Origin of the sequence: Lichenifustis flavocetrariae (assembly GCF_026130545.1) — a bacterium.
Taxonomy (GTDB): domain Bacteria; phylum Pseudomonadota; class Alphaproteobacteria; order Rhizobiales; family Beijerinckiaceae; genus Lichenihabitans; species Lichenihabitans flavocetrariae.
On record NZ_JAMOIM010000044.1, the window covers coordinates 1 to 23,904 of the forward strand.

Annotated in this window: 28 protein-coding genes; 15 read left to right on the forward strand and 13 right to left on the reverse strand. The window is 65.2% G+C overall.

The window, feature by feature from the left end:
- Positions 1-181: 181 nt before the first annotated feature.
- The 8 genes from M8523_RS30435 to M8523_RS30470 all read right to left on the reverse strand — a co-directional run bounded on the left by M8523_RS30435 (position 182) and on the right by M8523_RS30470 (position 8,394).
- Positions 182-2,998, reverse strand: coding sequence for a PAS domain-containing protein (locus tag M8523_RS30435; protein ID WP_282588607.1), 2,817 nt, complete (start codon positions 2,996-2,998; stop codon positions 182-184).
- A 290-nt stretch (positions 2,999-3,288) separates the two neighbouring features.
- Entirely contained in the window at positions 3,289-4,434 is a 1,146-nt protein-coding gene (locus M8523_RS30440) for a histidine kinase dimerization/phosphoacceptor domain -containing protein (RefSeq protein WP_282588608.1), read from the reverse strand.
- Between the two features lie 271 nt (positions 4,435-4,705).
- Positions 4,706-5,278 (reverse strand): CHASE3 domain-containing protein, encoded by a 573-nt coding sequence (locus tag M8523_RS30445; RefSeq protein WP_282588609.1) that lies wholly within the window; start codon positions 5,276-5,278, stop codon positions 4,706-4,708.
- A gap of 129 nt (positions 5,279-5,407) precedes the next feature.
- A complete protein-coding gene (locus tag M8523_RS30450) occupies positions 5,408-5,668 on the reverse strand; it encodes a hypothetical protein (RefSeq protein ID WP_282588610.1) in 261 nt (86 codons plus the stop codon).
- Positions 5,669-5,799: 131 nt separating this feature from the next.
- Entirely contained in the window at positions 5,800-6,453 is a 654-nt protein-coding gene (locus M8523_RS30455) for a sensor histidine kinase (protein ID WP_345894331.1), read from the reverse strand.
- A gap of 305 nt (positions 6,454-6,758) precedes the next feature.
- On the reverse strand, positions 6,759-7,085 hold the full coding sequence (locus tag M8523_RS30460; protein WP_345894332.1) for a response regulator: 327 nt from the start codon (positions 7,083-7,085) through the stop codon (positions 6,759-6,761).
- 81 nt (positions 7,086-7,166) lie between these two features.
- Positions 7,167-8,207, reverse strand: a complete 1,041-nt coding sequence (locus tag M8523_RS30465; protein ID WP_282588611.1) for a PAS domain-containing protein — start codon at positions 8,205-8,207, stop codon at positions 7,167-7,169.
- Positions 8,188-8,394 (reverse strand): type II toxin-antitoxin system ParD family antitoxin, encoded by a 207-nt coding sequence (locus tag M8523_RS30470; RefSeq protein WP_282588612.1) that lies wholly within the window; start codon positions 8,392-8,394, stop codon positions 8,188-8,190. The genes M8523_RS30465 and M8523_RS30470 overlap by 20 nt, the downstream gene beginning before the upstream one ends.
- 377 nt (positions 8,395-8,771) lie before the next feature.
- Here M8523_RS30470 and M8523_RS30475 point away from each other — a divergent pair, with 377 nt between their 5' ends.
- From M8523_RS30475 to M8523_RS30485, 3 genes are read left to right on the forward strand one after another with little or no spacing between them, the layout of a single operon-like run.
- Positions 8,772-9,110 (forward strand): LysR family transcriptional regulator, encoded by a 339-nt coding sequence (locus M8523_RS30475; RefSeq protein ID WP_282588613.1) that lies wholly within the window; start codon positions 8,772-8,774, stop codon positions 9,108-9,110.
- On the forward strand, positions 9,111-9,479 hold the full coding sequence (locus M8523_RS30480; RefSeq protein ID WP_282588614.1) for a LysR substrate-binding domain-containing protein: 369 nt from the start codon (positions 9,111-9,113) through the stop codon (positions 9,477-9,479).
- 33 nt (positions 9,480-9,512) lie between these two features.
- The gene (locus tag M8523_RS30485) at positions 9,513-9,668 is read left to right on the forward strand and encodes a hypothetical protein (RefSeq protein WP_282588615.1); all 156 of its coding nucleotides are present in this window, start codon (positions 9,513-9,515) and stop codon (positions 9,666-9,668) included.
- 136 nt (positions 9,669-9,804) lie between these two features.
- On the opposite strand, the gene M8523_RS30490 is transcribed toward M8523_RS30485, so the two are convergent.
- A complete protein-coding gene (locus tag M8523_RS30490; protein WP_282588616.1) occupies positions 9,805-10,026 on the reverse strand; it encodes a hypothetical protein in 222 nt (73 codons plus the stop codon).
- Between the two features lie 463 nt (positions 10,027-10,489).
- Positions 10,490-10,879, reverse strand: a complete 390-nt coding sequence (locus M8523_RS36930; RefSeq protein WP_428351665.1) for a helix-turn-helix transcriptional regulator — start codon at positions 10,877-10,879, stop codon at positions 10,490-10,492.
- Positions 10,880-11,082: 203 nt separating this feature from the next.
- Here M8523_RS36930 and M8523_RS30495 point away from each other — a divergent pair, with 203 nt between their 5' ends.
- From M8523_RS30495 to M8523_RS30515, 5 genes are read left to right on the forward strand one after another with little or no spacing between them, the layout of a single operon-like run.
- Entirely contained in the window at positions 11,083-11,436 is a 354-nt protein-coding gene (locus M8523_RS30495) for an ArsR/SmtB family transcription factor (protein ID WP_282588617.1), read from the forward strand.
- Positions 11,429-12,256 carry an arsenate reductase (glutaredoxin) gene (gene arsC / locus M8523_RS30500; RefSeq protein ID WP_282588618.1) on the forward strand — a complete coding sequence of 276 codons (828 nt, stop codon included), beginning with the start codon at positions 11,429-11,431 and terminating at the stop codon, positions 12,254-12,256. Before M8523_RS30495 ends, arsC begins: the two co-directional genes overlap by 8 nt.
- 38 nt (positions 12,257-12,294) lie before the next feature.
- Positions 12,295-13,632, forward strand: coding sequence for an arsenic transporter (locus M8523_RS30505; protein ID WP_282588642.1), 1,338 nt, complete (start codon positions 12,295-12,297; stop codon positions 13,630-13,632).
- Complete coding sequence (gene arsH / locus M8523_RS30510) at positions 13,601-14,332, forward strand: arsenical resistance protein ArsH (protein ID WP_282588619.1); 732 nt, start codon at positions 13,601-13,603, stop codon at positions 14,330-14,332. Before M8523_RS30505 ends, arsH begins: the two co-directional genes overlap by 32 nt.
- 28 nt (positions 14,333-14,360) lie before the next feature.
- Entirely contained in the window at positions 14,361-15,359 is a 999-nt protein-coding gene (locus tag M8523_RS30515) for an MFS transporter (protein ID WP_345894333.1), read from the forward strand.
- 243 nt (positions 15,360-15,602) lie between these two features.
- Here the strand turns inward: M8523_RS30515 and M8523_RS30520 are convergent, their stop codons facing one another.
- Positions 15,603-16,202: a cation efflux transmembrane domain-containing protein gene (locus tag M8523_RS30520; protein ID WP_282588620.1), complete on the reverse strand. Its 600-nt coding sequence runs from the start codon at positions 16,200-16,202 to the stop codon at positions 15,603-15,605.
- Entirely contained in the window at positions 16,199-16,651 is a 453-nt protein-coding gene (locus M8523_RS30525) for a MerR family transcriptional regulator (protein ID WP_282588621.1), read from the reverse strand. Before M8523_RS30525 ends, M8523_RS30520 begins: the two co-directional genes overlap by 4 nt.
- Before the next feature lie 157 nt (positions 16,652-16,808).
- Here M8523_RS30525 and M8523_RS30530 point away from each other — a divergent pair, with 157 nt between their 5' ends.
- From M8523_RS30530 to M8523_RS30555, 7 genes are all read left to right on the forward strand, one after another.
- Positions 16,809-17,495 (forward strand): ZIP family metal transporter, encoded by a 687-nt coding sequence (locus M8523_RS30530; RefSeq protein WP_282588622.1) that lies wholly within the window; start codon positions 16,809-16,811, stop codon positions 17,493-17,495.
- Positions 17,496-17,576: 81 nt separating this feature from the next.
- On the forward strand, positions 17,577-19,808 hold the full coding sequence (locus M8523_RS30535) for a heavy metal translocating P-type ATPase (RefSeq protein ID WP_282588623.1): 2,232 nt from the start codon (positions 17,577-17,579) through the stop codon (positions 19,806-19,808).
- Positions 19,809-19,967: 159 nt separating this feature from the next.
- A complete protein-coding gene (locus tag M8523_RS30540; protein WP_345894334.1) occupies positions 19,968-20,564 on the forward strand; it encodes a hypothetical protein in 597 nt (198 codons plus the stop codon).
- A complete protein-coding gene (locus tag M8523_RS36610; RefSeq protein ID WP_345894335.1) occupies positions 20,510-20,788 on the forward strand; it encodes a hypothetical protein in 279 nt (92 codons plus the stop codon). The genes M8523_RS30540 and M8523_RS36610 overlap by 55 nt, the downstream gene beginning before the upstream one ends.
- A 439-nt stretch (positions 20,789-21,227) precedes the next feature.
- Positions 21,228-22,346, forward strand: a complete 1,119-nt coding sequence (locus M8523_RS30545) for a sensor histidine kinase (RefSeq protein WP_282588624.1) — start codon at positions 21,228-21,230, stop codon at positions 22,344-22,346.
- 151 nt (positions 22,347-22,497) lie between these two features.
- Positions 22,498-23,112, forward strand: a complete 615-nt coding sequence (locus M8523_RS30550; protein ID WP_282588625.1) for a chemotaxis protein CheB — start codon at positions 22,498-22,500, stop codon at positions 23,110-23,112.
- A 51-nt stretch (positions 23,113-23,163) separates the two neighbouring features.
- Positions 23,164-23,568, forward strand: coding sequence for a helix-turn-helix domain-containing protein (locus M8523_RS30555; protein WP_282588626.1), 405 nt, complete (start codon positions 23,164-23,166; stop codon positions 23,566-23,568).
- An 85-nt stretch (positions 23,569-23,653) separates the two neighbouring features.
- Here the strand turns inward: M8523_RS30555 and M8523_RS30560 are convergent, their stop codons facing one another.
- Positions 23,654-23,866, reverse strand: coding sequence for a hypothetical protein (locus tag M8523_RS30560; protein WP_282588627.1), 213 nt, complete (start codon positions 23,864-23,866; stop codon positions 23,654-23,656).
- Positions 23,867-23,904 lie beyond the last annotated feature (38 nt).

Consider the following 23,904-nt stretch of genomic DNA (forward strand, 5'->3'; position numbering starts at 1 on the left):
GCCTCGGCGTGGAAGTCGACGCTGTCGACTAGGGTCCCGTCGACGTCGAAGATCACGGCGGAGGCGTCGAGGATGGGCGGATGAGACTGTGTCATGCAGGCCAACGCACCGCCACGTCCGAAAGGTCACGGTCCGGTGAGAACCGTGTCGAGTGGTAGCAAGCCGATACGGCCCAAGGCTTCTACTTAGGGGGCGTGCCGGTGCGTGACACCCGCTGGAGCATTCGGGAGAGTTGGTCGGCCGAGTACGGCTTGTGCAGCAGCTCGAACCCGTGCGGTCCCTCCTGCGCCAACACGTGACTGTAGCCGCTGGTGAGGAGGATAGGCAGCTTCGGATACCGATCGCGCAGGACCTTGGCTAGTTCCACGCCTCCCATGCCGGGCATGACGACGTCCGAGAAAACGACGTCGAACCCGGCGCCCTCGCGGCCGATCACATCGAGGGCTTCCTCGCCCGTCCCGACCCAGGTCGTCACGTAGCCTAGGTCCTGGAGGATCTGCGTCGAGAACCGTCCGACCTCCACGTTGTCCTCGACAACCAGCACCCGCCTGCCGCCACCGTCCGGGGAGGGAGCGAGGTCACGCGAACCGATCGTGTCGATGACTTCGATTGGCGGAGTGACTTCTGGCAGGTACAGCGTGAAGGTCGCCCCTTGTCCCGGTGCGCTCTCAACCGCGACGTCGCCGCCGGATTGCTTAGTGAAACCGAACACCTGGGACAGGTCGAGTCCGGTTCCCTTTCCGACCTTCTTGGTCGTGAAGAACGGCTCGAAGATGCGGGCCAGGTCCTCGCCGCGAATTCCCGGGCCCGTGTCCGCCAGCGAGATCGTGACGAATGACCCCTTCGCACCGGCGTGCCCGCGAATGGGCGGCATGGGCCCGCCGCCATCGACCCGCAGGGTGACGGTTCCCTCGCCATCCATGGCGTCGCGGGCGTTCACGGCCAGGTTGACCAGCGCCGTCTCGAACTGGCTGACGTCGGCCCGGACGTAACAAGGTCGCCCAACAGTTTCGATCAGGATGAGGATGCGCGCGCCAGTGACGTTGTCGAGAAGGTCGGCGATGGAGCGCAGTCGCGCGCCGACCTCGAACACCTCGGGGGTCAGCGCCTGGCGTCGGGCGAAGGCGAGGAGTTGCCCCGTCAGCTTGGCGGCACGGTCCACGGTGTCGGAGACGGCATCGACGTAGCGGCGGCGCCGCTCTTCGGCCAAGCCGGGCCGGCGCAGCAGGTCCACGGACGACCGAATGATGGTGAGCAGATTGTTGAAGTCGTGCGCCACGCCGCCGGTGAGTTGGCCGACCGCTTCCATTTTCTGGGCCTGCCGAACGGTCTCCTGTGCCTCCGCCAAATCCGCCTGCTTGCGGAGGCGTTCGGTCACGTCGGTAGCGAACTGGTAGCAGCCAACCCGTTCGCCGTGCTCGTTCCGGAGCGTCCGGAACTTGACCTCGTAATAGGGGCGAACGCGATCCGGATCGCCGAACTCCTCGATGAAGGTGATCTCTTCGCCGGCAAGCCCGCGCTCCCAGCCGACCCTGACCTGTTCCCGATGCTCGGGCTGGTCGGCAAGGAGGTCGAGCATGTTGTCGCCGACGACCGGGAGCACTCCGTAGATGCGTTGGAATTCATCGGCGTTGGCCTTGTTGATGGCGAGGATCTTGTAGTCGAGGTCGATGACCATGATCATGACGTCCGTCGCCTGGACCACGTTGGCCAGCAGGTCGCGTTCCGCCGTACGTTCCTCGACGCTGCGCTCCAGCCTGGCGTTCAGATCGCGCATTCGGCCTTCGGCGACGACGCGGTCATGGATATCGACGGACGTTCCGAACCAACGGGTCACCTCGCCGAATTGCACGTCCCGGTAGGGTTCCGCGCGGGCCAGGAACCACCGGTATTCGCCCGTGGCGGAACGTATGCGGTTCTCGACGGCGAAGACCCCGCCCGTTCGCCGCGCCTGGTCGAAGGCGTCCATGGTGGCGGCGGCGTCTTCGGGGTGGACGAGGTCTTTCGCGACCTCCGCCGCGGTGACCGGCTCGAATGCCACGCCAGTGTACGATGTCCACTGGCGATTGAAGAATTCGACTCGTCCTTCAGGGTCGGTGATCCAGATCATCTGCGGAACCGAGTCCGCCATGACCCGGAAACGCGCCTCGCTCTCCCGCAAGGCCGCCTCGGCGAGCGTCCTGTCGGTGACGTCCGCGCCCTCGACGAAGATGCCCGTGACCTCGCCCGCCGCCGTCTTGATCGGCTGGTACACGAAGTCGACATAGTGATCCACCACCGGGCCGCCCGGCTCCGCAACGATGGCGATCTTCGCCCCTCTGGCCGCGAACGGCTCGCCGCTTCGGTAGACCTGATCCAGGAGGTCGATATACCCTTGTCCAGCCGCTTCCGGGAGCGCCTCAGCCACCGACAGGCCAACGACTTCGCGCCCGCCGATCAGCTTCGTATATCCGGGGTTGACGCGCTCGAACGTGTGGTTCGGTTCCCGCAGGAGCGCCATGAATGTCGGTGCCTGCTCGAACATCTGACTGAGCCGATGTTCGCTGTCGCGCAGCTTCGCCTCGGCAGTCACGCGCGCCGTCGTCTCGACAACCGTGACGAGCACGCCCGCGACCTTGCCCTCATCCTCCCGCAGGGGGCTGTACGACAGCGTGAAGTAGGCGTCCTCGATACGCCCGTTCCGGCGAATGGGGTAAAGCGCGTCCTCGAAATTCAGCGCCTCACCCGCTAGAACGCGGGCGTAGATCGGCTCGTTGATGTGGGCGACTTCGGGCCAGCATTGCAGGGTCGGCTGCCCCAGGCCGGCGGGATGGCGGTGCCCCATCAACTCGCGATAGCCGTCGTTGTAGATTTGGATCAGGTCCGGACCCCAAAGGGCGATCGCGGGAAAGCCGCCCGACACCATCATGCCGAGTATGGCGGTGAGGCCTTTCGGCCAGCCCTCTACCGCTCCGAGCGACGTCGTCGCCCAGGGGTGGGAGCGGATGAGCGATACCATCTCACTCGGGCCGGAAAGCCACCCTAACTCCGGTCTGCCCTGGATCATGCGATTGACAACTCAACTGCGTCGAATGCTCTGCTGGACGTGACGCGTTCCATATCGGATCGCTCTCCCGGGCGCGTGGCATCGGCACTACCAAGCGACAGGGCGTTCCAGTTAAATGTGAGCGTGGAGGCGTCGAGGGGCCGTGAGTTGTTTCCGGTCATCCAGTCCAACGCCCTCCCGGCGCCGAAAGGTCGACTCATTCGACTGCTTCACACGCGGCCTTCTTCCACGCCGCAGCGAACCTAGATCGTGGTGGGGAACGAGATCGCCACCCTCACCCCCGCATCGGTGTCGATGTCCAGTTGGCCATTGATCTGCTGCACGAGAGATTTCACCAGGCCAAAGCCAAGCGAGCCCTCCCTGACAGTTTCCATCCCGGCACCGTCGTCCTGGACGACGATCTCCGCCACCCCCGGACCCTTGCGCTGGGCATAGGTCACGATCGTGCCCGACGCGGGTGCCGGGAACGCATACTTCACCGCGTTGAGGACGAGTTCGGTGAGCACGATGCCGAGGGGAACCGCCGTGTCGGCCTCGACGAGAAGACCGTCTTCCGCATGCGTCTCCAGCCGTATGCGACCATCGTCCTCCATGATCAACTTCAGGGACTCGCAAAGGTCACGCACGTAGGTCGCAAGATCGACGTGTTGGGCGTGCTCGGACTTGCTGAGCAGGTCGTGAACCCGGGCCATCGCGTTGAGGCGGTCCTGGGTGGCATCGAACAGCGCCCTGACGTCCTTGTCGGGCTGCCGACGTCCCTGGAGCGCCACAAGGGAGGCGGCGATCGCGAGGCTGTTCTTCGCCCGATGGTTGACCTCAACCATGAGCATCTCTCGCTCGGCCGCGAGCTTGGTCAGGCGTTCGTTGGCCGCCTCAAGCTCCCGGGTGCGCTCGGCGACACGCGCTTCCAGGCTCGCCGTCAAGGCCCGAAGATCCGTCTCCGCGTCATGCCGCCGGGTGACGTCCAGGTAGGACAGGAAATGTTGGCTAACCGTACCTTGTCCATCGTGGAGGGGGCTTGCGAACAGCATGGCCCAGAACGGCGAGCCATCCTTTCGGTACTGTACGATCTCCAATGTCTCGTCGCGATCCTGGGCGATTGCGGCCTTGTACTGTCGGATGGCCTCGGGATCGGTCTTCGCCCCGTTCATGAAGTGGGGATCTTGGCCGATGAGTTCCTCCACCGTGTAACCCGACAGCTTGGTGAACGCGGCGTTGGCGAACACGATCGGGTTTCCGGGGAGCCGGGCGTCGGTCACCATCATCGGCATTCGGGTCACCCGGACGGCCTCGACGAAGAAGCCACCCTCCGCACGAACGGACTCGATGTGACGCTCGGAAGCCGTACGCTCCGGTGTGTCCGCTATGCTTTCCTGGTACTCGTTCATGTCCCATCCATGAGGCCGCACGCGGACCCCTGTTGTCAGCTCTCCTGAGCAGGCCCCGGACGCTAGCATGCGAAGTTTGCCTTGGCTGCAAGAGCCATGACAAGCGAAGACGTGCGACGCCCTTGTGAAATGGAAGGCCGATTGATTGCAGGTTTGACGGAGCCTTTCCGTCCTGGGCTGCCCCGGCAACGGGCTGTCCTCCGAAACACGGCTCGCGGCAGGTCCAGCTTACGGATGGTGTCGCAGCGCTGACCGATACGATCATGGTCTATCAAGTCGCACACCACGCGGAACGCTCACGGGCTCTAACCGGCGGCTTGCGCGGGACGTCATCGCGACGTAGCTCGATGGCGATGGCTGCTACGCGGTCTTCCGCATCGTGCTGGAAGCGCGCGACCTCGACGCGCACCTGGTCCATCAGGGTCTTGCCCCGCCCCGAATCGATGCTGGCCGCCCCGGCCGCCGGGCCCTGCTGACGATAGGTGGAGATCGTGTCGGCCGCCTCTTTCAGGCGATCGGCGACGATGCCGGAGAGCTTGTCGGCGTCCGGGCCGACCAACGCCGCGACCTTGGCCCTGTCCGGCGGCACGGCGGCGACGCCCGAACCGTAAGGTTCCAGGTAGTTTTCGCGCCCCGTGATGACGAAGCCCCGTTCTCCCGTCTCGACGTCCTTCAGGGCAGACAGGAGGCGTTCCGTGGTGACGATCAGCGACCGGTCGTGTTCGAGCGCTTGCCGATGGCCTTGGTCGCGCAGGTAGGCCCATACCGCGACGGCCAGGGACGCCACCAGAATGGAGCCCGTCAGCCAGGGTGCCCAACGCAGCAGGCGGCCGTTGTCGTTCATCGTTGTTCCCGCAAGCCACGAATTGCACCAGGCCCGCCAACCGCAAACTCAACGACCGTTCGGGCGATGTCGCCGGGCGCGGCGCGAAACACGTTGAGCATGCCCGTCATGCCGCCGCTTTGAAACGAATCACCGCAGCCCTCGGCGACGCATTCCTTCCTCGAACACGGGCCGGCAGGTTGCCGTCAGGCTGGCTCGATTGGCCTTCATGCAAGTCAGTATCTTGTCCTCGTCTTCCCCGGCATTGCCGCAGAGGCTGGTGACGTCGGGACCGCACGCGGCCTGCTCCGCATCCGTCACCTGATGCTTTTTCGCGGCGGCCTGCGCGGGGGAATGAAACGAAAGCAGCAGGCAGGCCCCGATCGCGGCGATCGGAATGTTCTTCGTCATCGATGGTTTCCGGGTTTTGCGTGGGAACGGAACGTCGAGCGCCGACCCCATTCGTCTTGGTCGATCGAAGCACGTCCGTCCCACATCGGATACGACGTCCACGAAGAGAAGGTTGCAGGCGCCGCGAACCGTCACCCTCCGAGCCTGGCCCTGCTGGTCCTCAGGACGACCGTGACGCCCTCGGAAAACCATTCGAAGACGATGGTGCCGCCGAGTTGGCCCACCACGGCATTGATCATTAGCCGGCTGCCGAAGCCGGCTTGCTCGTTCGGAGGCGACACTTCGGGGCCGCCCCGTTCCCTCCAGGTAACCACCGCCCCGTGGTCGTCGCCGACGCAGGAAACGTCGAGCGTCCCGGTCGCGGTCGAAAGGGATCCGTACTTGATCGAGTTCGTCGCCAGTTCGTGGACGACGAGGGCCAGCGTCGTGGCCGAGGCTTCGCCGACGAGCAACTCCGGTACGTCGATACGGACGCGCTCCCCGTCGAGCCCGCCGCCGGCATAGGGGGCCAGCAGCACCGCGAGCAGGTCGCCGAGTTGGGCGGCCCTTTTCGGATCGCCCAGGACCGGCCGGACGAAATCGTGGGCGCGGTTGAGGGCGGCCAGCCTCAGCCTGAGATCCTTCGAAATCTCCTTCGTCGTCGACGTCGAGCGTTCGGAGATCACGGTCAGGGCGGACGCGATCGTGAACAGGTTCTTGACCCGGTGCCCCATCTCGCCCGCGATCATCTCGCGCGCCTCCTCCGCCATCTTGCGCTCGGTGACGTCGAGGAAGACCCCGAACATGAGGCGACCGACGATACCCTGCTCGTCTCCCCGGCCGGGCAGAGACCCAACAAACCTTGTTCCCCAGGATGCGGAAGTCGACCTCGTAGGCGCCCAGCACTTCGCTCGTCGACGCGAACGCGGCCGAATCCAGTCGGGATCCTCGGGATGGATGTGGGCGGACAGGTCTCGGAACGTGACCGGCCCAACCGGACCTCCCACGAGTCGTGCGCGCGCTCGTCCATGAAGATCGCGTCGGTATCGACGTTCCAGGACCAGAGCGCGAAACCCACCGCATCCGTGGCGATCCGCAGGCGTTTGGCGTCCTACACCGCCGGCCATGTTTTCGTCTGCGGCGCCTCGCCCTCTCTACGGATCAGCAACATCGAAAGCGCATCGCCCAGCGTGGAACGCTTATAAGGCTTTCGCAGCATCGGAAAGGCAAGGTAGGCATCCTCGACGCCCTTCCGCCCGTAGCCGGTCGAGAAGACGAACGGCACGCCCTGTGTCGCCAGCGCGTCGGCCACGGGGTAGCTCTTCTCGCCGTTCAGGTTGACGTCGAGGATGGCCGCGTCAAAATCCTCGGCGCCGATGATCGCGAGCGCCTGATCGACGCGCGGCTGGGCCGACGACCGCGCAGCCCAGTTGGCCAAGCATGTCCTCCAGCATCCATGACACCATCACCTCGTCCTCGACGACGAGGATGCGCAGGCCATCCAGCCCGTTCGCCGCGCTCACCCGCCCGTCCCTTCGGAAGCGGGCATCACGATCTCGCAGACGACCCCGGTCGGTTCGAAGCCAAGGCGCACGTCGGCGTTCAGGTCCTGGGCCAGGCCTCCCTCGATCAGCCGCCTGCCGAACCCCTTGGACAACGGTGGGGACACCGGAGGCCCGCCGCTCTCGCGCCAACGCAACCGGATGCGATCGCCCTTTGGAGCTTCTTCGAGCAACCAGGAGACATCGACCTTACCTCCAAAAGGGGTCGACAGCGCGCCGTGTGAGACGGCGTTGCTGGCCAGCTCATGGAAGGCCAGCGTAAGGGTCAACGCCTCCTTCGGATGGAGGGGAACCTCGCCGCCCTCGATCGAGACGCGTTCGAGAAGGCCCAAGGGCTCCAGCGTCTGTTCGAGGACCTCGCTCAGGCCGACCTCGTCCCAGTTCTCCGCGCCGAGCAGGCAGTGGGTCTTCGAAAGCGCCAGGATGCGCCCCTCGAATGCGTCGATGGCCTGCTCGTCCGCCATGCCGCGCAAGGTCTGTCCGGCGATGGCCAGGACCGTGGCGAGCGTGTTCTGCGTGCGATGGGTGAGTTCGTCGAGGAGCGACCGCAGGCGTTCGTGTTCCTGCTCGCGCCTGGTGATGTCCACGAAGGAGGCGAAGTGCTGGACCACGGTGCCGCTGTCGTCCCGGACCGGGCTGATGAAGATGGAAACCCAGACCGTGCCGCCGTCCTTGCGATTGAAGCGGACCGGCGTATCCAGGCCTCGTCCGCCCTCGAAGGCCGTTTGGATTTCCGCCAGCGCCTCGGGGTCGGTGCCGCTTTGGAACAGGAAGTCGAATTTTTGGCCGAGCACCTCCTGTTCGCCGTAGCCCGTCAGGTCGAGGAAGGCCTGGTTGACGAAGACGATCGGCTTGCCCGGCGCCTGGGCGTCGCAGAACACCATCGGCATCCGTGTCGTCTCGGCGGCGACGACGAACGGCCCGAGATCGTCACGGAAACCTTCGATTTCGGATTCCGCGTGCTTCTGCTCGCCTGATTTACCGGGCTGGTGAGACATGGCCGTCGCTCCCCTCGCGTTCGGACGGGGAACGGACACCGTCGATGGGCTCCTCCCTGTCCAGGAGCCGCAACGCGGCGCGGACGACCTCGCTCGCCGTGCGGTAGCGGCCGGCGGCGATGCGCGCCGCGACGGAGCGCTCCAGCTCGGGCGTCATGGACACGTTCATGGTCTTGCGCGTCGGCATCGATTAGCCCCGTCGAGGATCAAAAAGACCTGTGCCAACTACTGTTACAAGGCAGGTTTCCCGAATAAAGCGCAAATATCTGGATACTCGAAACGCGTTTTTGCATTCGGAACGTGAATGCCCGTCGTCGGTTCAGCCGCTTCGGCAAGTGCCGCGATGGGGGAGTCCGCGGTGCTCCCACGCGGATCAGCACCGCCGTGCGGAGAAGCCTTTCCATGGAATTCGGACGTTCGCCCTCGTCCGATCGTTTTGATCCGGCCGTGCGGTCGCGATACTTTCGGCCGCGCCTTTGACGCCACCTCCGAAACGGGGGTGCCGAGGAGCGGCGGGCCAGAAAACCCGCCGACCCGGACGCTGAAGAACTCGATGGGACGGCGATGCTCGACTGGGACGATCTGCGCTTCTTCCTGTCCGTCGCGCGGCACGGAAACCTCGTCGCCGCCGCGAAGGAGCTTGGTGTCGCCCAGTCCACAGTCGGCCGACGCTTGGCATCGCTGGAGTCGAGCCTGGGCGTCCGGCTCCTCAACCGAACACCTGACGGCTACGTCGCCACCACAGCCGGGGAGCGGGTCCGGACGGAAGCGGAACGTGTCGAGACCGGATCGTTGGCGCTCGAACGCGAGGTGGGCGGGCGTGACACGCGGCTGGTAGGCTCCGTCCGCGTCACCTGCGCCGAGAGCGTCGCCAACCACGTCCTCGCCGAGTGCCTGGCCTAAATGCACGTCAAGCACCCCGACATCATGGTGGAGTTGATCCCGGCCGCGAGGGAGCTGAGCCTGCCGATGCGGGAGGCGGACGTCTCGGTCCGGCTCAAGCCGTCGACCCAGCACGACCTCGTCGTTCGTAGGATCGGCAGCATGGCCTTCGGCCTGTATGCCAGCCCCGGCTACCTCAAGCAGCACGGCGAGATGGACTTTGAAGCGGGATGTCCGGGGCACCACATCGTGGCGCAGCTCGACGATCTCCAGGACTCCGACCAGACAAACTGGCTCGCCTCCCTCGCCCCGCGATCCCGCATCTCCTTGCAGACCGCCGGTCATGAAGCGGCGGTGGTCGGGGCCCTCTACGGGGCCGGACTGGCGTGACTTGCCCGGTTTCGGGCCGATCCTGAAGCGGGCTTGATACGTGTCGTTACGCCATCCCCAGTGCCGGACACCGGCATCTGGCTGGTCGCCCACAAGGACAACCGTCGCAACGCGCGGATCACGGCGGTTCTCACGCTCATTGCCCAGGGCATCCGGGCCCAGGCGCCGAGGTTGTCCCCGGCGGAGTGACTAGGCGACCGGCGACACAGGGCCGGCAAGCCGGTCACGAGGTCCGTTTCAGATTCGACACAAATCCAATTGCGGTTTTGACGGAATCCGGGCTTGCCGCTCATCCGGGAGGGGACGAACGGCGGTTGGTAGAGCGTCAGCCGGCCAACAGGCGAGCCGAGTTGGCCTGCACGTGCTCTCGATAGCGGTCGACCACGCTCCGCGCCGAACCGCCTGTCAGGAGCGTCGTGGCCGCCTCGATGGAGGCGGCGACCTTCTCCGGCACCATGAGCAGCACTTCGTGCCGGGCGGCGCTCCCGCCGAAGGCCATCGTGGTCAGGCGAAGCGCGATGACGCCATTCGACTCGATCGCCAGCATCATCGACTCGTGCTAAGGAAACAACATGGGAGCCCTCGCGTACAGCGACGCGCTGCGCGAGGGCAATCGAAGACGATTGGAATAGTTCGAATCTTAGATCGACTTTCTGGTTTTCGTTTTTGGAGGGGTTAATATCCGGTATTAAGGTTGCGAATACGCGAAACAAGCCGCACGGTCACTTCGCAACTTCTTGGTTGCATGCCCTCCTTGGGCGTTTCCTCCCTAGACTTGGGCCGCCCCTCGGGGCGGCTCCTTTCGTTCGGGAGACTACGTTTCGATCGGAATTGTCGGTTTCGACACCCGGCGGGTGGGCAATCAACCCGGACAGTTCGCCTCCCAGCACTTCCCCAACCCGCCGGCTTTCTCCATGCCCGTCTTGATCGGACTTCTGGTCAACGCCGTAGGGGCCCTGACCACGGTGCAGTCCGGGTTCGGCTGACGACCCGAGCCTCCTGGCGCCGGTCTAAGCCCGCTTGCTGGCCGACGAGAACGGCAAGGACCACAGCTTGCTGTGGTTTCGTGGCAAGCGGCGCGAGCAAAACTGACAGGAGGGCGCCTCGCCGGATAGCGGGGCGCCCTCGAACGGCGGCCGAGCCGGCTCGATGAACGTCTCGAAGCTCGCTTCGAGGACGGTCTTCCTCAACCGGAGAGGGCGAGCGGAAGCTGCCTCGCGGATGCCTGTCCGCACCGATGCCGGATCGGGCAGCGAGACGCCCTTTTCGGGTCGATGGACGGCGGCCCAGGCGTTCAGGTCCCGATAAAAGAACAGGACACGCCTGCCGATGCGAACCTGGATCGGGCCTTTCCCCTTGGTGCATAGGTCCTGCAACGCCATGACCGAGAGGCCGAGGATCGCGGCAGCCTCGGGCTAGCGGGAGGAAAGCCGGACGGGAATGGGCGGCAACTTGGGCTCGCGGCGAAGGAGGGAAGGCGTCCGGTGCCGGGATGCGGGTACCGTTCGAGCTTCGGCACCGACTCGATTCGAGTCAGCGGCTCCGTCGCGGAGGTCTACGAGGTAGGCTTGAGGCAACGTGATTTGTCTGTTAGTCTCGACATATGGACAATGAAGAAACGATCCTCGCCTTGGCGGCGCTGGCGCAGTCGACCCGCCTCGACACGTTCCGGCTGCTGGTGAGGCACGAGCCGGACGGTCTTCCCGCCGGCGAGGTCGCCCGCGAGCTGGCAGTGCCGCACAACACCATGTCGACCCACCTCAACATCCTGGCGCGCGCCGGCCTGGTGAGGTCCGAGCGTCGCAGTCGCTCGATCATCTACCGGGCCGATCTTGATCGCCTGCGCGCTCTGATGACGTTCCTCGTCAAGGACTGCTGCGGCGGGCGGGCGGAATTGTGTGCCCCGCTCATGGCCGACCTCGCCTGCTGCCCGCCCAAGGAGACGGCGCATGCTTGACGTCACCTTCTACCACAACCCCGACTGCGGCACGTCCCGCAACACGTTGGCCCTGATCCGGCACGCCGGCGTCGAACCTCAGGTGATCGAATACCTGAAAACGCCGCCGACCAAGGGGGTCCTCCAGGACCTCATCGCCCGAATGGGGATGACCGTCCGCGACGCCATGCGGGAAAGGGGAACGCCTTTCAAGGACCTCGGCCTCGACGACGCCACCCTGACCGACGACGACCTGCTCGACGCCATGATGGTGCACCCGATCCTGATCAACAGGCCGATCGTCGTCACGCCCGACCGGGTGAAGCTCTGCCGCCCGTCCGAGACCGTGCTCGACCTGCTGTCGAGCGTGCCGCCCGGCGACTTCCACAAGGACGACGGCACGGCGTTCCTGACCGACGAACGCATCGAGCCCGGTCCCGAGTTGGTCGACGCACTCATGGCGACCCACCTCCTGGTCGACGACCTACAGGGCGCCGATCGCACCTTCTTCCGCTTCCGGCTGCTCGGTGGCGACGTGATCGGCTACGGCGGCTTCGAGCTTTACGGCAGGGACGTCCTCTTGCGCTCGATGGCGGTCGGGCCCGAGCATCGAGGCAAGGGCATCGGCCGCAACATGGCCTTGCTGCTCATGAGCCGCGCCTTCGACGAGGGCGGGCGGCAAGCCTACGCCCTGACGACCACGGCGGCCCCCTTCTTCGAACGGATCGGCTTCAGGCCGCTCGATCGCGCCAATGCCCCGGCCTCCATCGCGGCGACCCGGCAAGCCGCCGGCCTGTGCCCATCATCGGCCACGCTGCTGACGCGTCGCATCACTCTTTAGGCGACGCGTCGCCCGACAAGAAGAAACCGCCCGTGCCCGTGCTAGCGTTCGCCATCTTCGTCGTCACGCTCGTCTTCGTCATCTGGCAGCCGAGGGGCTTCGGCATCGGCTGGAGCGCCCTGATCGGCGCGGCCGTGGCCTTCGTCCTGGGCGTGATCCACCCCGGTGACATCCCCGTCGTGTGGCACATCGTGTGGGACGCGACCGGGACATTCGTGGCCCTGATCGTCATATCGCTGCTGCTCGACGAGGCCGGGTTCTTCAATTGGGCGGCCCTGCACGTCGCGCGCTGGGGCGGAGGCCGAGGGCGCCTGCTGTTCCCGCTCGTCGTCCTGCTCGGGGCCGCCATCGCGGCGGTCTTCGCCAACGACGGGGCCGCGCTGCTCCTCACCCCTATTGTCCTGACCATCCTGCTGCGGCTGGAATTCAAGCCGGCGGCGGCGCTCGCCTTCATCGTCGCCTGCGGGTTCGTGGCCGACTCGACGTCCCTGCCGCTGGTGATATCGAACCTCGTCAACATCGTCAGCAGCAACTATTTCGGCATCGGCTTCGGGCGCTACGCGGCGGTGATGGTGCCCGTCGACGTCGTGGCCCTTATCGCCACGCTTGTCGTGCTGTGGGGCTACTACCGCCGGGACGTGCTGGCCTCCTACGATGTCGACCGCCTGGAGCCGCCCGCCCAGGCCGTCCGCGACCCGTTGGTGTTCAAGGCGGCATTCCCGCTGCTGGGCGTCCTGCTGCTGGCCTACTTCGTCACGGCGCCGTTCTCCGTGCCCGTGTCGGCCGTGACCTGCGCCGGGGCCCTGGCGCTCCTGGCGCTCGCCCGCCGGGGCGGCGTCATCCCCATCCGAAAGGTGCTGGTCGGGGCGCCCTGGCAGATCGTGCTGTTCAGCCTCGGCATGTACCTCGTCGTCTACGGGCTGAGGAACGCTGGCCTCACCGACCACCTCGCCCAGGGACTGACCTGGCTCGGTGGGCGGGGGCCGTGGGTCGCCACGGTCGGGACGGGCTTCGCCGCCGCGATCCTGTCGTCCTTCATGAACAACATGCCGAGCGTGCTGGTCGGCGCGCTGTCGATCCAGCAGGCCCCCGACCTGTCGCCGATGACGCGGGAACTCATGGTCTACGCCAACGTGATCGGCTGCGACCTTGGACCCAAGTTCACGCCCATCGGCAGCCTCGCGACGCTGCTCTGGCTGCATGTGCTGGGCACCAAGGGCCAGCGCATAACGTGGGGCCAATGCATGTTGGTCGGCCTCGTCATCACCCCGCCCGTGCTCCTCGTCACGCTTCTGGCGCTCGCCGCCTGGCTGCCCTTGATCGGTCCCGCCCATGAGCGCCGCCATGTCCCGCATTCGCACCCTTGCCGACCCTGACCACCTGCCGGCCTTGGACCGTCGTTACGCCGTGGAGCGGCCGGCGCTCGGCCTCGGGCCCGCAGATCATCCTCCCAGGATCCTGCTGCTCTACGGCTCCTTGCGCGAGACGTCTTATTCCCGGCTGGCGACCGAGGAGGCCGCGCGCCTGCTCCGCTGCTTCGGAGCGGAGCCGAGGATCTTCGACCCGTCCGACCTGCCGTTCCCGGAACAGGTGAAGGGCGACGACCACCCGGCCGTCCATGAGCTTCGCGAGCTTTCCCTCTGGTCGGAGGGCCAGGTCTGGTGCAGCCCCGAGCGCCACGGCCAGGTCACCGGCCTCATGAAGGTCGAGGTCGACCACCTCCCCCTGAGCATCGGCGCCAGGCGGCCGACCCAGGGGCGGACGCTGGCGGTGATGCAGGTGTCGGGCGGGAGCCAATCGTTCAGCTCCGTCAATACCTTGCGCCTACTCGGTCGCTGGATGCGCATGGTCACGATCCCGAATCAGAGCAGCGTGGCCATGGCTTTTAAGGAGTTCGAGAACGGCCGCATGAGGCCCTCGCCCTACTACGATCGGATCGTCGACGTGATGGAGGAACTGGTCCGCTTTACGGTGCTGCTGCGCCCTCACGTCGACCAATTCACCGACAGCTATTCCGAGCGGAAGGAGGAGGCCGCCAAGGTCGAGGCCCGGCTCTCGCTGGACAAGGCGCTATGAGGGGGGAGGCTCCCCGCTCGGCTAGCTTGTGAAACATGCCTCTCGCCCGCTCGTCATCGCCGCCCTGGGCGTCGGGCAAATTTTGGCTTGGGGATCGAGCTACTATCTCCTGGCGGTCCTCGCCGGGCTCATCGTGCGCGACACCGGCTGGTCGCTCGCTGGGGAGATCGGGGGTCTATCCTGCGGCCTCCTGACCGCCGGGGCGGCGTCCCCGCTCGTCGGCCGGGCCATCGCGCTCAAGGGCGGTCGGCCGGTCCTGGCCACCGGCGCGGTCCTGCTCGGGGCCGGTCTGCTCGGTTTGTCGACGGCCCACACGCTTCCGACGTTCCTGGTGGCATGGCTTGTCATCGGCCTCGGCATGGGGGCCGGCCTCTACGATCCCGCCTTCGCCACCCTCGGCCGCCTGTACGGCCGGGACGCCCGGCCGGCGATCACCGCCCTGACCTTGTTCGGCGGCTTCGCCAGCACCGTATGCTGGCCGCTCTCGGCCTACCTGGAGGCGCATCTCGGATGGCGCGGCGCATGCCTAACCTACGCCGCCATTCAGGTCGGCATGTCCCTTCCGATCTACGTCTTCGCCCTGCCGAAGAAACCCCCTCCGGTGCGGGAAACGCCGGTCCCCTTGGACACTACGACCGTTCAGGCGTCAGTCGGCCGAGTGTTCCCGGCGCTCGCGACGACGGTCACGCTCGCCTCGGTGATCTCGACGATCATCTCGGTGCACCTGCTGACGGTGTTGCAAGGCAAGGGGGTCGGCCTGGAGACGGCCGTGACCCTGGGCGCACTGGTCGGACCCGCCCAGGTCGGCGCGCGAGCGATCGAACTGGCCGTCGCCAAGCGACATCATCCCGCCCTGACCAATGTGGTCGCCACGGCGCTGGTCGCGTCGGGGCTTGGGGCGCTTTGGTGGGGAGGTATCCTGATCCTGCCGTCCCTGTTGCTGTATGGGGCCGGCGTTGGGCTGAGAGCATCGTGCGGCGAACGCTTCCGCTCGCGATCTACGGTCCGGAGCGTTACCCGGCCCTGATGGGAAGGATCGCGATGCCAACCTCCTCGCGCAGGCCGTCGCGCCCTGGGCGGGCTCCCTCCTGCTGGAAGGGGCCGGACCGGCCTGGAGCATGGCCGCGATCACGGCGCTGGCCCTCTTGAACGTGCTTGTTGCGGGAGGGCTGATCGTCCTGCTGCGTCCACCGCTTCGGCGATGATCCTGATCGGCCACGTGGCCGAGGCGCTCAGGATCGAGTGCGCGCGCGAAGAAGCAGGTTGAGGATCATGCCCCCGCCGACGCGTGCTCCTCCCGCGCCGCCGTCCAGACCTCCCGGGCGGCATCCACGTTCAGGACCGCGATGCCGAGGCCGACGATGAGGTCCGGCCAGGCGGACGGCCAGACGAACGCCGTAAACAATCCGGCTGAGACGATGGCGACATTGGCCAAGGCGTCGTTGCGGGACGAGAGGAACGCGGCGCGGGTGAGGCTCCCCCCGCGCGCCCGGTACCGTGCGAGCATGAAGGCGCAGGAAAGGTTGACGACCAGCGCCCCCGTGCCGGCTAGCGAGAGCGGAACCGGGGCTGGCGGAACCGGAACGTTGAACTTGTCCCACGCCATCCAGAGCGTCGCCAGCCCCGGAACGAGCAGGATCCCCGCTAAGGCCATCCCGACGCGGGCGCGGTGGCTGGCGCTCCAGCTGAGCGCGGCGAGGATCAGGAAGTTGACCGATGCGTCCTCAAGAAAATCGATAGAGTCTGCGAAGAGCGACACCGAGCCTATGGCGAGGGCCACGGCGAACTCGACGCCGAAATAGCCGAGGTTGAGGAAGCCGACGAGGCGAACGACCCTGCGCAAGCCCGGATCGGTGTGCGATAGGGTCATCGACCGAGCCGCCGGTCCACGGCCTGCCCCTTGTCGTGGTGCCGACACTGCCCGTGGTCCGCGAGGACCTCGATGACGCGGCACTGGTCGACGCTACCGTGCGCGCAACTCGCCACCATGCGTTCAAGCTCGGCGCCCAGGGCCGTCAGGCTGTCGATGCGCTGCCTGACGTCCTGAAGGCGCGCGCGGGCGATCTCGTCCGCGGCCGCGCAGGATTGATCCGGCCGATCCTGCAACGAAAGCAGCGTGCGGATCGCGTCGACCTCGAAGCCGAGTTCCCGGGCGTGCCGGATGAAGGCGAGGCGACGCAGGTCGCCTTCGTCGAAGCGACGCCGGTTACCCTCGCTGCGGGGCGGGGCGGGCAACAGCCCGATCTGTTCGTAGTAACGGACCGTGGGGATCTTCACGCCGCTGCGCTTCGCAGCCTCGCCGATCGAGAATTCCTGCATGGCGTCCCTTGCTCCTCTAGCCGCTAGAGGATGTAGGCGGAACGCTCGCGCCAGGAAAGACCTCGATGTCGAACGATCACCGTCAACGTCCCTGCAATTCCGCGATAGCCCGTCCTTGCCGAATGCCGGCGAAAAACCGCGTCTAGGCGATGACGTCATGATGGCTTTCTGGCTCACGCTCGTCCCGGTCGCCGCCGCGATCCTCGGCGCAGCCGTCGCGGTCAACACGCGCCCGGGTTCCTCCCTGGTCAGCGCGGTGCAGCACTTCGCGGCCGGCGTCGTCTTCGCGGCAGCGGCGGCCGAGGTTCTGCCCGACCTCATGCATTATGGCTCGCCGGTCGCGACCCTCGTCGGGGGTGCCGTGGGTGTGGCCCTGATGCTGCTCCTGATGCAGATGAAGACGTGGCTGAAGGGGCCGGTCGGGCTGCTCGCGGCCACGGGCGTGGACTTGCTGGTTGACGGCCTGGTGCTCGGGATCGCCTTCACGGCGGGCGCCAAGGCCGGCTTCCTCCTGACCGTCGCCCTGACCCTGGAGGTGCTGTTCCTGGGGCTGGCCATCGCCAATGAACTCGGCGACCGCCGCATGTCGAAGGTCCGCATCGTCGCGATCACTGGCGCGCTCATGCTGCTCCTGCCGTTGGGCGGCGTGCTGGCAGCCCCGGTCGCGAGCCTCCCCGGGCCGGTCGTCGCCGGGTTCCTGGCCTTCGGGCTGATGGCGCTACTGTACCTCGTCACCGAGGAGCTTCTGGTCGAGGCCCACGTAAAGCCGGACAGTCCGCTGATCACCGCGACCTTCTTCGTCGGCTTCCTGGCGGTGCTGATCCTGGATCAAGTCGTTGGCTGACCCGCCCTTGATCGTCGTGAAGATTGCGCTTGCTCCTCCAGCGACTAGAGGAACTACGGTGTGGTCATGACGAGGGATTCCATGACCGATTCAGCCGCACAGACCCGATTCCGCATCGACGGGATGGACTGCGCCGCCTGCGCGTCGAAGATCACCAATGCCGTCCGGCGCGTGCCGGGCGTGGAAGACGTCTCCGTCTCGGTCACGGCAGGCACGATGACCGTGCGGCACGCGGAATCCGCGAGCCTCGAACCGGCCATCCTGCGTCAGGTCAACGACCTCGGCGGCTACACGGCGACACGCGCCGACGCCAAGGCGAAGCCGGGGAACGACAACCACGGTCACGACCACGGGACGCATGAGGGACACGGCCACGCCCATGACCATGCGGGCCACTCGCACGCGGTTTCGGCAGGCTCGCATGGCCATGACCACGGCCCGTCGACCGGCGGGGCCTGGTACCGCAGCCGCAAGGGGCAGCTGACGATCGCGAGCGGCGTCGGGTTCGTCGTCGCCTACGCGATCGGCAAGGCGTATCCGCAGTTGGCCGCTTACGCGTTTATCGCCGCCATGCTGATCGGCTTGGTCCCGATCGCCCGGCGTGCCGTGGTGGCGGGCTTCGCCGGCTCGCCCTTCACAATCGAAATGCTGATGACCATCGCGGCGGTGGGGGCCGTCGTCATCGGCGCCACGGAGGAAGCGGCGGCGGTCGTGTTCCTGTTCCTCGTCGGCGAACTGCTGGAGGGCGTCGCGGCCACCAAGGCGCGTGCGAGCATCCAAGGCCTGACGGCGCTGGTACCCAAGACCGCCCTCGTAGAGGAGGGTGGGCAGACGCGCGAGGTTCCGGCCGACGGCGTGAAGCTCGGTTCGGTCATCCTGGTGCGCCCCGGCGACCGCATCGCGGCCGATGGCGAGATCGTGGATGGGAACAGCGCCATCGACGAGGCGCCGGTCACGGGCGAGAGCGTGCCCAAGCGCAAGGGGAAGGGTGACACCGTCTTTGCCGGCACCATCAACGCGGACGGCGTCCTCCGGATCAAGGTCACCGCCGCGGCCTCCGACAACACCATCGCCCGCATCGTCAAGCTGGTCGAGGAGGCGCAGGAGAGCAAGGCCCCGACCGAGCGCTTCATCGACCGCGTTTCGACCTACTACACGCCCGCCGTCGTCGTGGTGGCGGCACTGGTCGCGGTGCTCCCGCCCCTGCTCATGGGCCAGCCCTGGGGGGAATGGGTCTACAAGGGCCTCGCCATCCTGCTGATCGGCTGTCCCTGCGCCCTGGTGATCTCGACACCGGCGGCCATCGCCGCGTCCCTGTCGGCCGGGGCCCGGCGGGGGATGCTGATCAAGGGCGGCGCGATCTTGGAGTCGGTCGGATCGATCACGGCCATCGCCATGGACAAGACCGGCACGCTGACCGAGGGCAAGCCCAAGGTCACCGACGTGGTCGCGATCGGCCGCGACGAGCGCGACGTCCTGTCGATGGCCGCCTCCCTGGAGACCGGATCGAGCCATCCCCTGGCGGTGGCGATCCTCGCCAGAGCGAAGGCCGAAGCCGTTCCGGTTCCCCCGGCGGCCGACGCGTCCGCCATCTCGGGCAAGGGCATCGTGGGTCGCGTCGGCCGCTTGGACCTGTTCCTGGGGTCGCCGGCGGCGGCTGCGGAACGCGGCATGATTTCGGCTGATGAGGCGGCACGCATCGCCGCCTTCAACGATGAGGGCAAGTCCGTTTCGGTGCTGATGGCAGGCGCGGACCTCGTCGGCGTATTCGCCATCCGGGACGAGCCCCGCGCCGATGCCAAGGCCGGCATCGACGCCCTGAAGGCCATGGGCATCACCCCGATCATGCTGACGGGCGACAACCGGCGGACCGCCGAGGCCATCGGCAAGAGCCTGGGCATGGAAGTGCGGGCCGAACTCCTGCCGCAGGACAAGCAGCGGATCGTCCGCGAGATGCAGGCGGCAGGCAAGAAGGTCGCCAAGGTCGGGGACGGGATCAACGACGCCCCCGCGCTCGCTGCCGCCGACGTCGGGATCGCGATGGGCGGGGGGACGGACGTGGCCTTGGAGACCGCCGACGCGGCGGTCCTTCACGGTCGCGTCTTGGACCTCGCCCGCATGGTGGACCTGTCGCGCCGCACGATGGGCAACATCCGACAGAACATCACCATCGCGCTCGGCCTAAAGGCCGTGTTCCTGGTGACGACCATCGCCGGCATCACGGGCCTCTGGCCCGCCATCCTCGCCGATACCGGCGCGACCGTGCTGGTCACGGCGAACGCGATGCGGCTCCTGCTGGCGTGGGGGCACTGAATTGTCCAAGGGACGCGGCCTGCTCAAACCTGCGTTTCGTCGCGTCCTTCGCCGGCGCGGCGTGATCCTGGTTGTGACACTCGCCCTGCTCAGTATCCTGCTGAGGACGGCACTGGCGCTCGTGTGGCGCTGGGGGCAAGTCCCTGGAAGCATGTTCTTGTGAGTGCCGGCGCGGACGATCCCCTCACGCCGCAGTTGACCTTGCGCAAGCGCTTTCGCCTGTTCGCCTCGGTCATCGTGGTCGTCGTCGCGCTCAGTCTCCTTAAAACCGTGATCCATTGGACGGGGCTGGAGTTCCTGACGCTCAACGCCCTGTTCACCAGCGCCATCGCAGCGGCGGTGTTCATCATCGGGTTCTTGCTGTCGAGCGTGCTCGCCGACTACAAGGAAGCCGAGAGGCTCCCCAAGGATCTCCGGGTCGCCATGGAGGCCGTCCACGACGACAGCCGCGTGTTCGGCCGTGACCTCGACGCTTTCGACGACCGCGCCGTCGCCGGTACCTTGCTGTCGATTCTCGTCTCGCTTCGCGAGGCGCTGGAGCCCGGCGGGCGGCAGCTTGAGTTCCGGCCGGTGATCGAACATGTCGACGCCTTGACGGATCGGATCGCCGACCTCGCGGCGATGGGGATGCCGCCCAACTACGTGGTCCGACTCCGCGCCGAGCAGGCGTCATCAGGCGCTGCGTCTTCCGGATCTACCACATGCAGCGCATCCAGTTCGTCCCGTCCGTCCACATCCTGGTGCAGACCCTGGTAGTGGCGATCATCCTGCTTTTGCTTTTCCTGAGGACCGAAGGGTCGCCCGAGAGCGCCCTGATCTTCGGCGCGATCAGCTACATGTTTACCTACGCCCTGTACCTCATCGACACCTTGGAGCAGCCCTTCCGCAAGGGCCGGATGTCGCTGGACGACGTGAGCCTGTTCCTCCTTAGGGAGTTCGAGGACAAGGTTCGAGCGGCGTCGGGCATCGAGGCCCGGTGAGGTCGCAAGCGAACCGAGGCGCTTCTTTTGCCGGTGCCTCGAACCGTACCAACGTCAGGGTGGGGGCGCGTGTCTGATGCCGGTTAGGCCAGGGATTTCTGGTCAAGTCGTTCAAAAGATGGAGGCTACCAGCACAATGTGGACAGTGCTGCAAGACGACAGCGTCAACCGGATTGTGCATTTGCTAGGAAAGTAGATGCAGAACTGAATTTGGGGTATGCGTTTTTGCATAGTTCATATTAATGCCGCCTAGTAGACAGCTGAAATTATTCGTGAATTGGTTATAATCAAGCGCGCATTCTGACAGTTGGCCTGCACGAATACTCTTGCAGATGAATGCAATTCATAACATTATGTTCACATTAGAGTACAACTTTTCAGCGTGCGCACGACGGAAGGCTTGGCTCCGCGAGCCTCCAGTTTCCCCCATGAGGCGACGATGACAAGGCAAACACATTCGCAGGCGCATCTTGGCTTCGACCTCGCGACCGCAGTGATCGTTGCCTCGACCAATCCAGTCATGATCCTCGACAACGAATTGAAGATCGTCGCTGTCAGCACGTCTTTTTGCCACGCATTCCGCGTCGATCCGGCGGGTGTTTCTGGCCAGTCCGTTTTAACAATAGGAGACGGCGAATGGAATGAACCGCGTCTTCGCTCGTTGCTGACCGAGACTCTTACGTCGGGGCTGAAAGTCGATGATTATGAAATGGATCTTCGGAGCAAGCAGCAGGGCACGCGTCGTTTGGTCCTGAACGCCAACAGGCTCGATTACTTCGACAAAGACAATGTGCGACTTCTGCTTAGCATCAACGACGTGACCGAACTCCACGAAGCCGAAAGGGTCAAAAACAATTTGATGCATGACAAAGAAAATCTTGTCCGCGAAATGCAGCATCGGATTGCCAACAGCCTCCAAATTATTGCAAGTCTGATCATGAATAATGCGCGGAAGGTGCAGTCCGATGAAACGCGGGGACACTTGCAGGCCGCACATGACCGGGTCATCTCCATCGCGGCCGTCCAACAACATTTGGCAGCGTCCGGGAATGATACGGTCAAGCTTCGGCAGTACTTTACACAGCTTGCCCAAAGCATCTCGGCATCCATGATAGAAAATTCAGATCAAATCTCCATAAATGTCCTCGTCGACGATAGCATCGTAGATGACGATACGTCTGTGCGGCTCGGACTGGTTGTCACTGAGCTCATCATCAACGCGATCAAGCACGCCTTCCCCTCTGGGCGTCACGGTCGGATACGAATCAACTACCAGTCTCATGGACCCGATTGGACGCTGAGCGTCGACGATAACGGGGTTGGAATGCCGTCTGCGGGCGATAAGATCGAGGCTGGGCTTGGCTCAAGCATCATTGAGGCGATCGCCAAGCAGTTGAACGCTCGCATCACGGTGGCAGACGCCCATCCAGGGACAAAGTTCTCCCTCAATCACTCTCTTATGAATTTATCGGATTCCGATTCGAATATCATCAAACTACATGACGCCGGCTGGTTTAGAATGGCAAAACCAGAGGGCCTGTCGCACCTCTTGGCGTAAGTCACATAGGGGACGCAAGCGGTTCCGCCTTCAGGCTTTGTCATGGGCAATTTGAAGCCGAATGCCAGCAGCCGGATCCGCTCGCGGTCCAGGCTGACATCCAGAATTGGCTTTAACGGTTCCGCGCTTTCAGCTGAGTTGGTTTTTGGGAATGGAAGACTATTCTGCACCCTGGTTCGTCGCCATCGGTGCATCGGGCGGCAAAGGCCTCTCTGACGTTCAGGCGATCTTGAGCCTGCTGCCGAGATCCCTCGAAGCTGTTGTCCTCATCGTGCTGCATCGTCCTTGGGACCACCTCAGTCATTTGGCGGGAGTTCTAGGGGGCGCCTCCCAAATGCCGGTTCGCATTGCGGCCAACGGCAGTAGGTTGGAGATCGGCAATGCCTATATCGGAGAGCCTGGCGATCACCTGACACTTGCCGCCGGAAGCTTCGGTGTGCTGGTGTGTGATCCTTTTCGAAGACACCGCAACCGCACGATCGATCTGCTGTTTCGCTCCGTTGCCGCGCATGGCGGCAATCGCATGATTGGCGTGGTGCTCTCAGGAGCGCTGGACGACGGGGCCCGTGGATTGGCGGCACTTCATGAGGCTGGTGGGCTTTCCATGGTTCTCACGCCAACCGAGCCGCCGGACTGTGGTATGCCTGAGAATGCGATCAACTATGACGGCCCGATCGACCGGATCGGGAACCCATCCGACATCGCATTTGCCATCTGCGAAGCGGTGAGCGGCGAGGATCAAAGGTCAGACTGCCGATCAGCGTAGATGTAGATGCCCATGGACGGCGCAATTGGCTAACCCTGGAGAGGTCTAAATGTGACGCCAATCCAGATAAATGCGCTCGTTCGGAACATCGGGCGTGACCCAGAGGCCTGGCGTCCACGCGCCATTGTCCGGCTGAAGGGGCGCGACTTCGGCCGCCAGCACGATTTCCATGTCTTCTCCTACCGCAACATGGCCGTCCTGGAGGGGTGGTCACCGCGCATGAAGGCGGCGCTTCTCGACACGGCCTACACGCATGGCGTCATCGTGAAAGCGATTCTAAGCCCGGCACGACACAAAGAGGTCAATCTGGCCCGTCAGGAATTGATGGCGCGTCTGCGAGCCTCGTTCGGTTTCAGCATCGGCAAAATTGGAGCGCTCCTAAAACGAGACCGCAAGACAGTGATCCATGGCATCCGGCGCCATCTCGAACACGCCTCCAAGGGAGGGCACCCCTAAATGCCACTCAATCAATATCATGGGCGAAGTCCTTCGCGTTCTCCGCGCCGCTGGCCGTCATAGGGCTATAGCGATGCGGCATGAATTAATTCGGCGAAGCTTTTGTAGCATGAGCCCGCCGCGCCATGCTGATCTCATCGAGCACAGCCTCTGTTCCGGAGATCGAACCATCGAGGGCGGCGATCTGCGTCAGGAGGCTTGATGGGGGCACCGTCGCGCTTTCGGCGGCCACGCCAACAAGGCGCCGCCGTTCGTCTACAAGCCGTTCGTAAAGCTTCTCGATCTTATCTCGAACCATGATGAATGCACCCCGGTGAGCCAGCGCCACATCGGGAC

Bases quoted from the DNA above. Each gene is read 5' to 3' on its own strand.
- M8523_RS30550 (WP_282588625.1), top strand. From the start codon at position 22,498: ATGGAAGACTATTCTGCACCCTGGTTCGTCGCCATCGGTGCATCGGGC.
- M8523_RS30530 (WP_282588622.1), top strand. From the start codon at position 16,809: ATGATGGCTTTCTGGCTCACGCTCGTCCCGGTCGCCGCCGCGATCCTC.
- M8523_RS30490 (WP_282588616.1), bottom strand. From the start codon at position 10,026: ATGCTGGCGATCGAGTCGAATGGCGTCATCGCGCTTCGCCTGACCACG.
- M8523_RS30435 (WP_282588607.1), bottom strand. From the start codon at position 2,998: ATGGTATCGCTCATCCGCTCCCACCCCTGGGCGACGACGTCGCTCGGA.
- arsH (WP_282588619.1), top strand. From the start codon at position 13,601: ATGTCCCGCATTCGCACCCTTGCCGACCCTGACCACCTGCCGGCCTTG.
- M8523_RS30455 (WP_345894331.1), bottom strand. From the start codon at position 6,453: ATGTTCGGGGTCTTCCTCGACGTCACCGAGCGCAAGATGGCGGAGGAG.
- M8523_RS30560 (WP_282588627.1), bottom strand. From the start codon at position 23,866: ATGGTTCGAGATAAGATCGAGAAGCTTTACGAACGGCTTGTAGACGAA.
- M8523_RS30480 (WP_282588614.1), top strand. From the start codon at position 9,111: ATGCACGTCAAGCACCCCGACATCATGGTGGAGTTGATCCCGGCCGCG.
- M8523_RS30495 (WP_282588617.1), top strand. From the start codon at position 11,083: ATGGACAATGAAGAAACGATCCTCGCCTTGGCGGCGCTGGCGCAGTCG.
- M8523_RS30465 (WP_282588611.1), bottom strand. From the start codon at position 8,207: ATGTCTCACCAGCCCGGTAAATCAGGCGAGCAGAAGCACGCGGAATCC.
- M8523_RS30535 (WP_282588623.1), top strand. From the start codon at position 17,577: ATGACCGATTCAGCCGCACAGACCCGATTCCGCATCGACGGGATGGAC.
- M8523_RS30470 (WP_282588612.1), bottom strand. From the start codon at position 8,394: ATGCCGACGCGCAAGACCATGAACGTGTCCATGACGCCCGAGCTGGAG.
- M8523_RS30445 (WP_282588609.1), bottom strand. From the start codon at position 5,278: ATGAACGACAACGGCCGCCTGCTGCGTTGGGCACCCTGGCTGACGGGC.
- M8523_RS30545 (WP_282588624.1), top strand. From the start codon at position 21,228: ATGACAAGGCAAACACATTCGCAGGCGCATCTTGGCTTCGACCTCGCG.
- M8523_RS30450 (WP_282588610.1), bottom strand. From the start codon at position 5,668: ATGACGAAGAACATTCCGATCGCCGCGATCGGGGCCTGCCTGCTGCTT.
- M8523_RS30525 (WP_282588621.1), bottom strand. From the start codon at position 16,651: ATGCAGGAATTCTCGATCGGCGAGGCTGCGAAGCGCAGCGGCGTGAAG.
- M8523_RS30440 (WP_282588608.1), bottom strand. From the start codon at position 4,434: ATGAACGAGTACCAGGAAAGCATAGCGGACACACCGGAGCGTACGGCT.
- arsC (WP_282588618.1), top strand. From the start codon at position 11,429: ATGCTTGACGTCACCTTCTACCACAACCCCGACTGCGGCACGTCCCGC.
- M8523_RS30475 (WP_282588613.1), top strand. From the start codon at position 8,772: ATGCTCGACTGGGACGATCTGCGCTTCTTCCTGTCCGTCGCGCGGCAC.
- M8523_RS36610 (WP_345894335.1), top strand. From the start codon at position 20,510: ATGCAGCGCATCCAGTTCGTCCCGTCCGTCCACATCCTGGTGCAGACC.
- M8523_RS30520 (WP_282588620.1), bottom strand. From the start codon at position 16,202: ATGACCCTATCGCACACCGATCCGGGCTTGCGCAGGGTCGTTCGCCTC.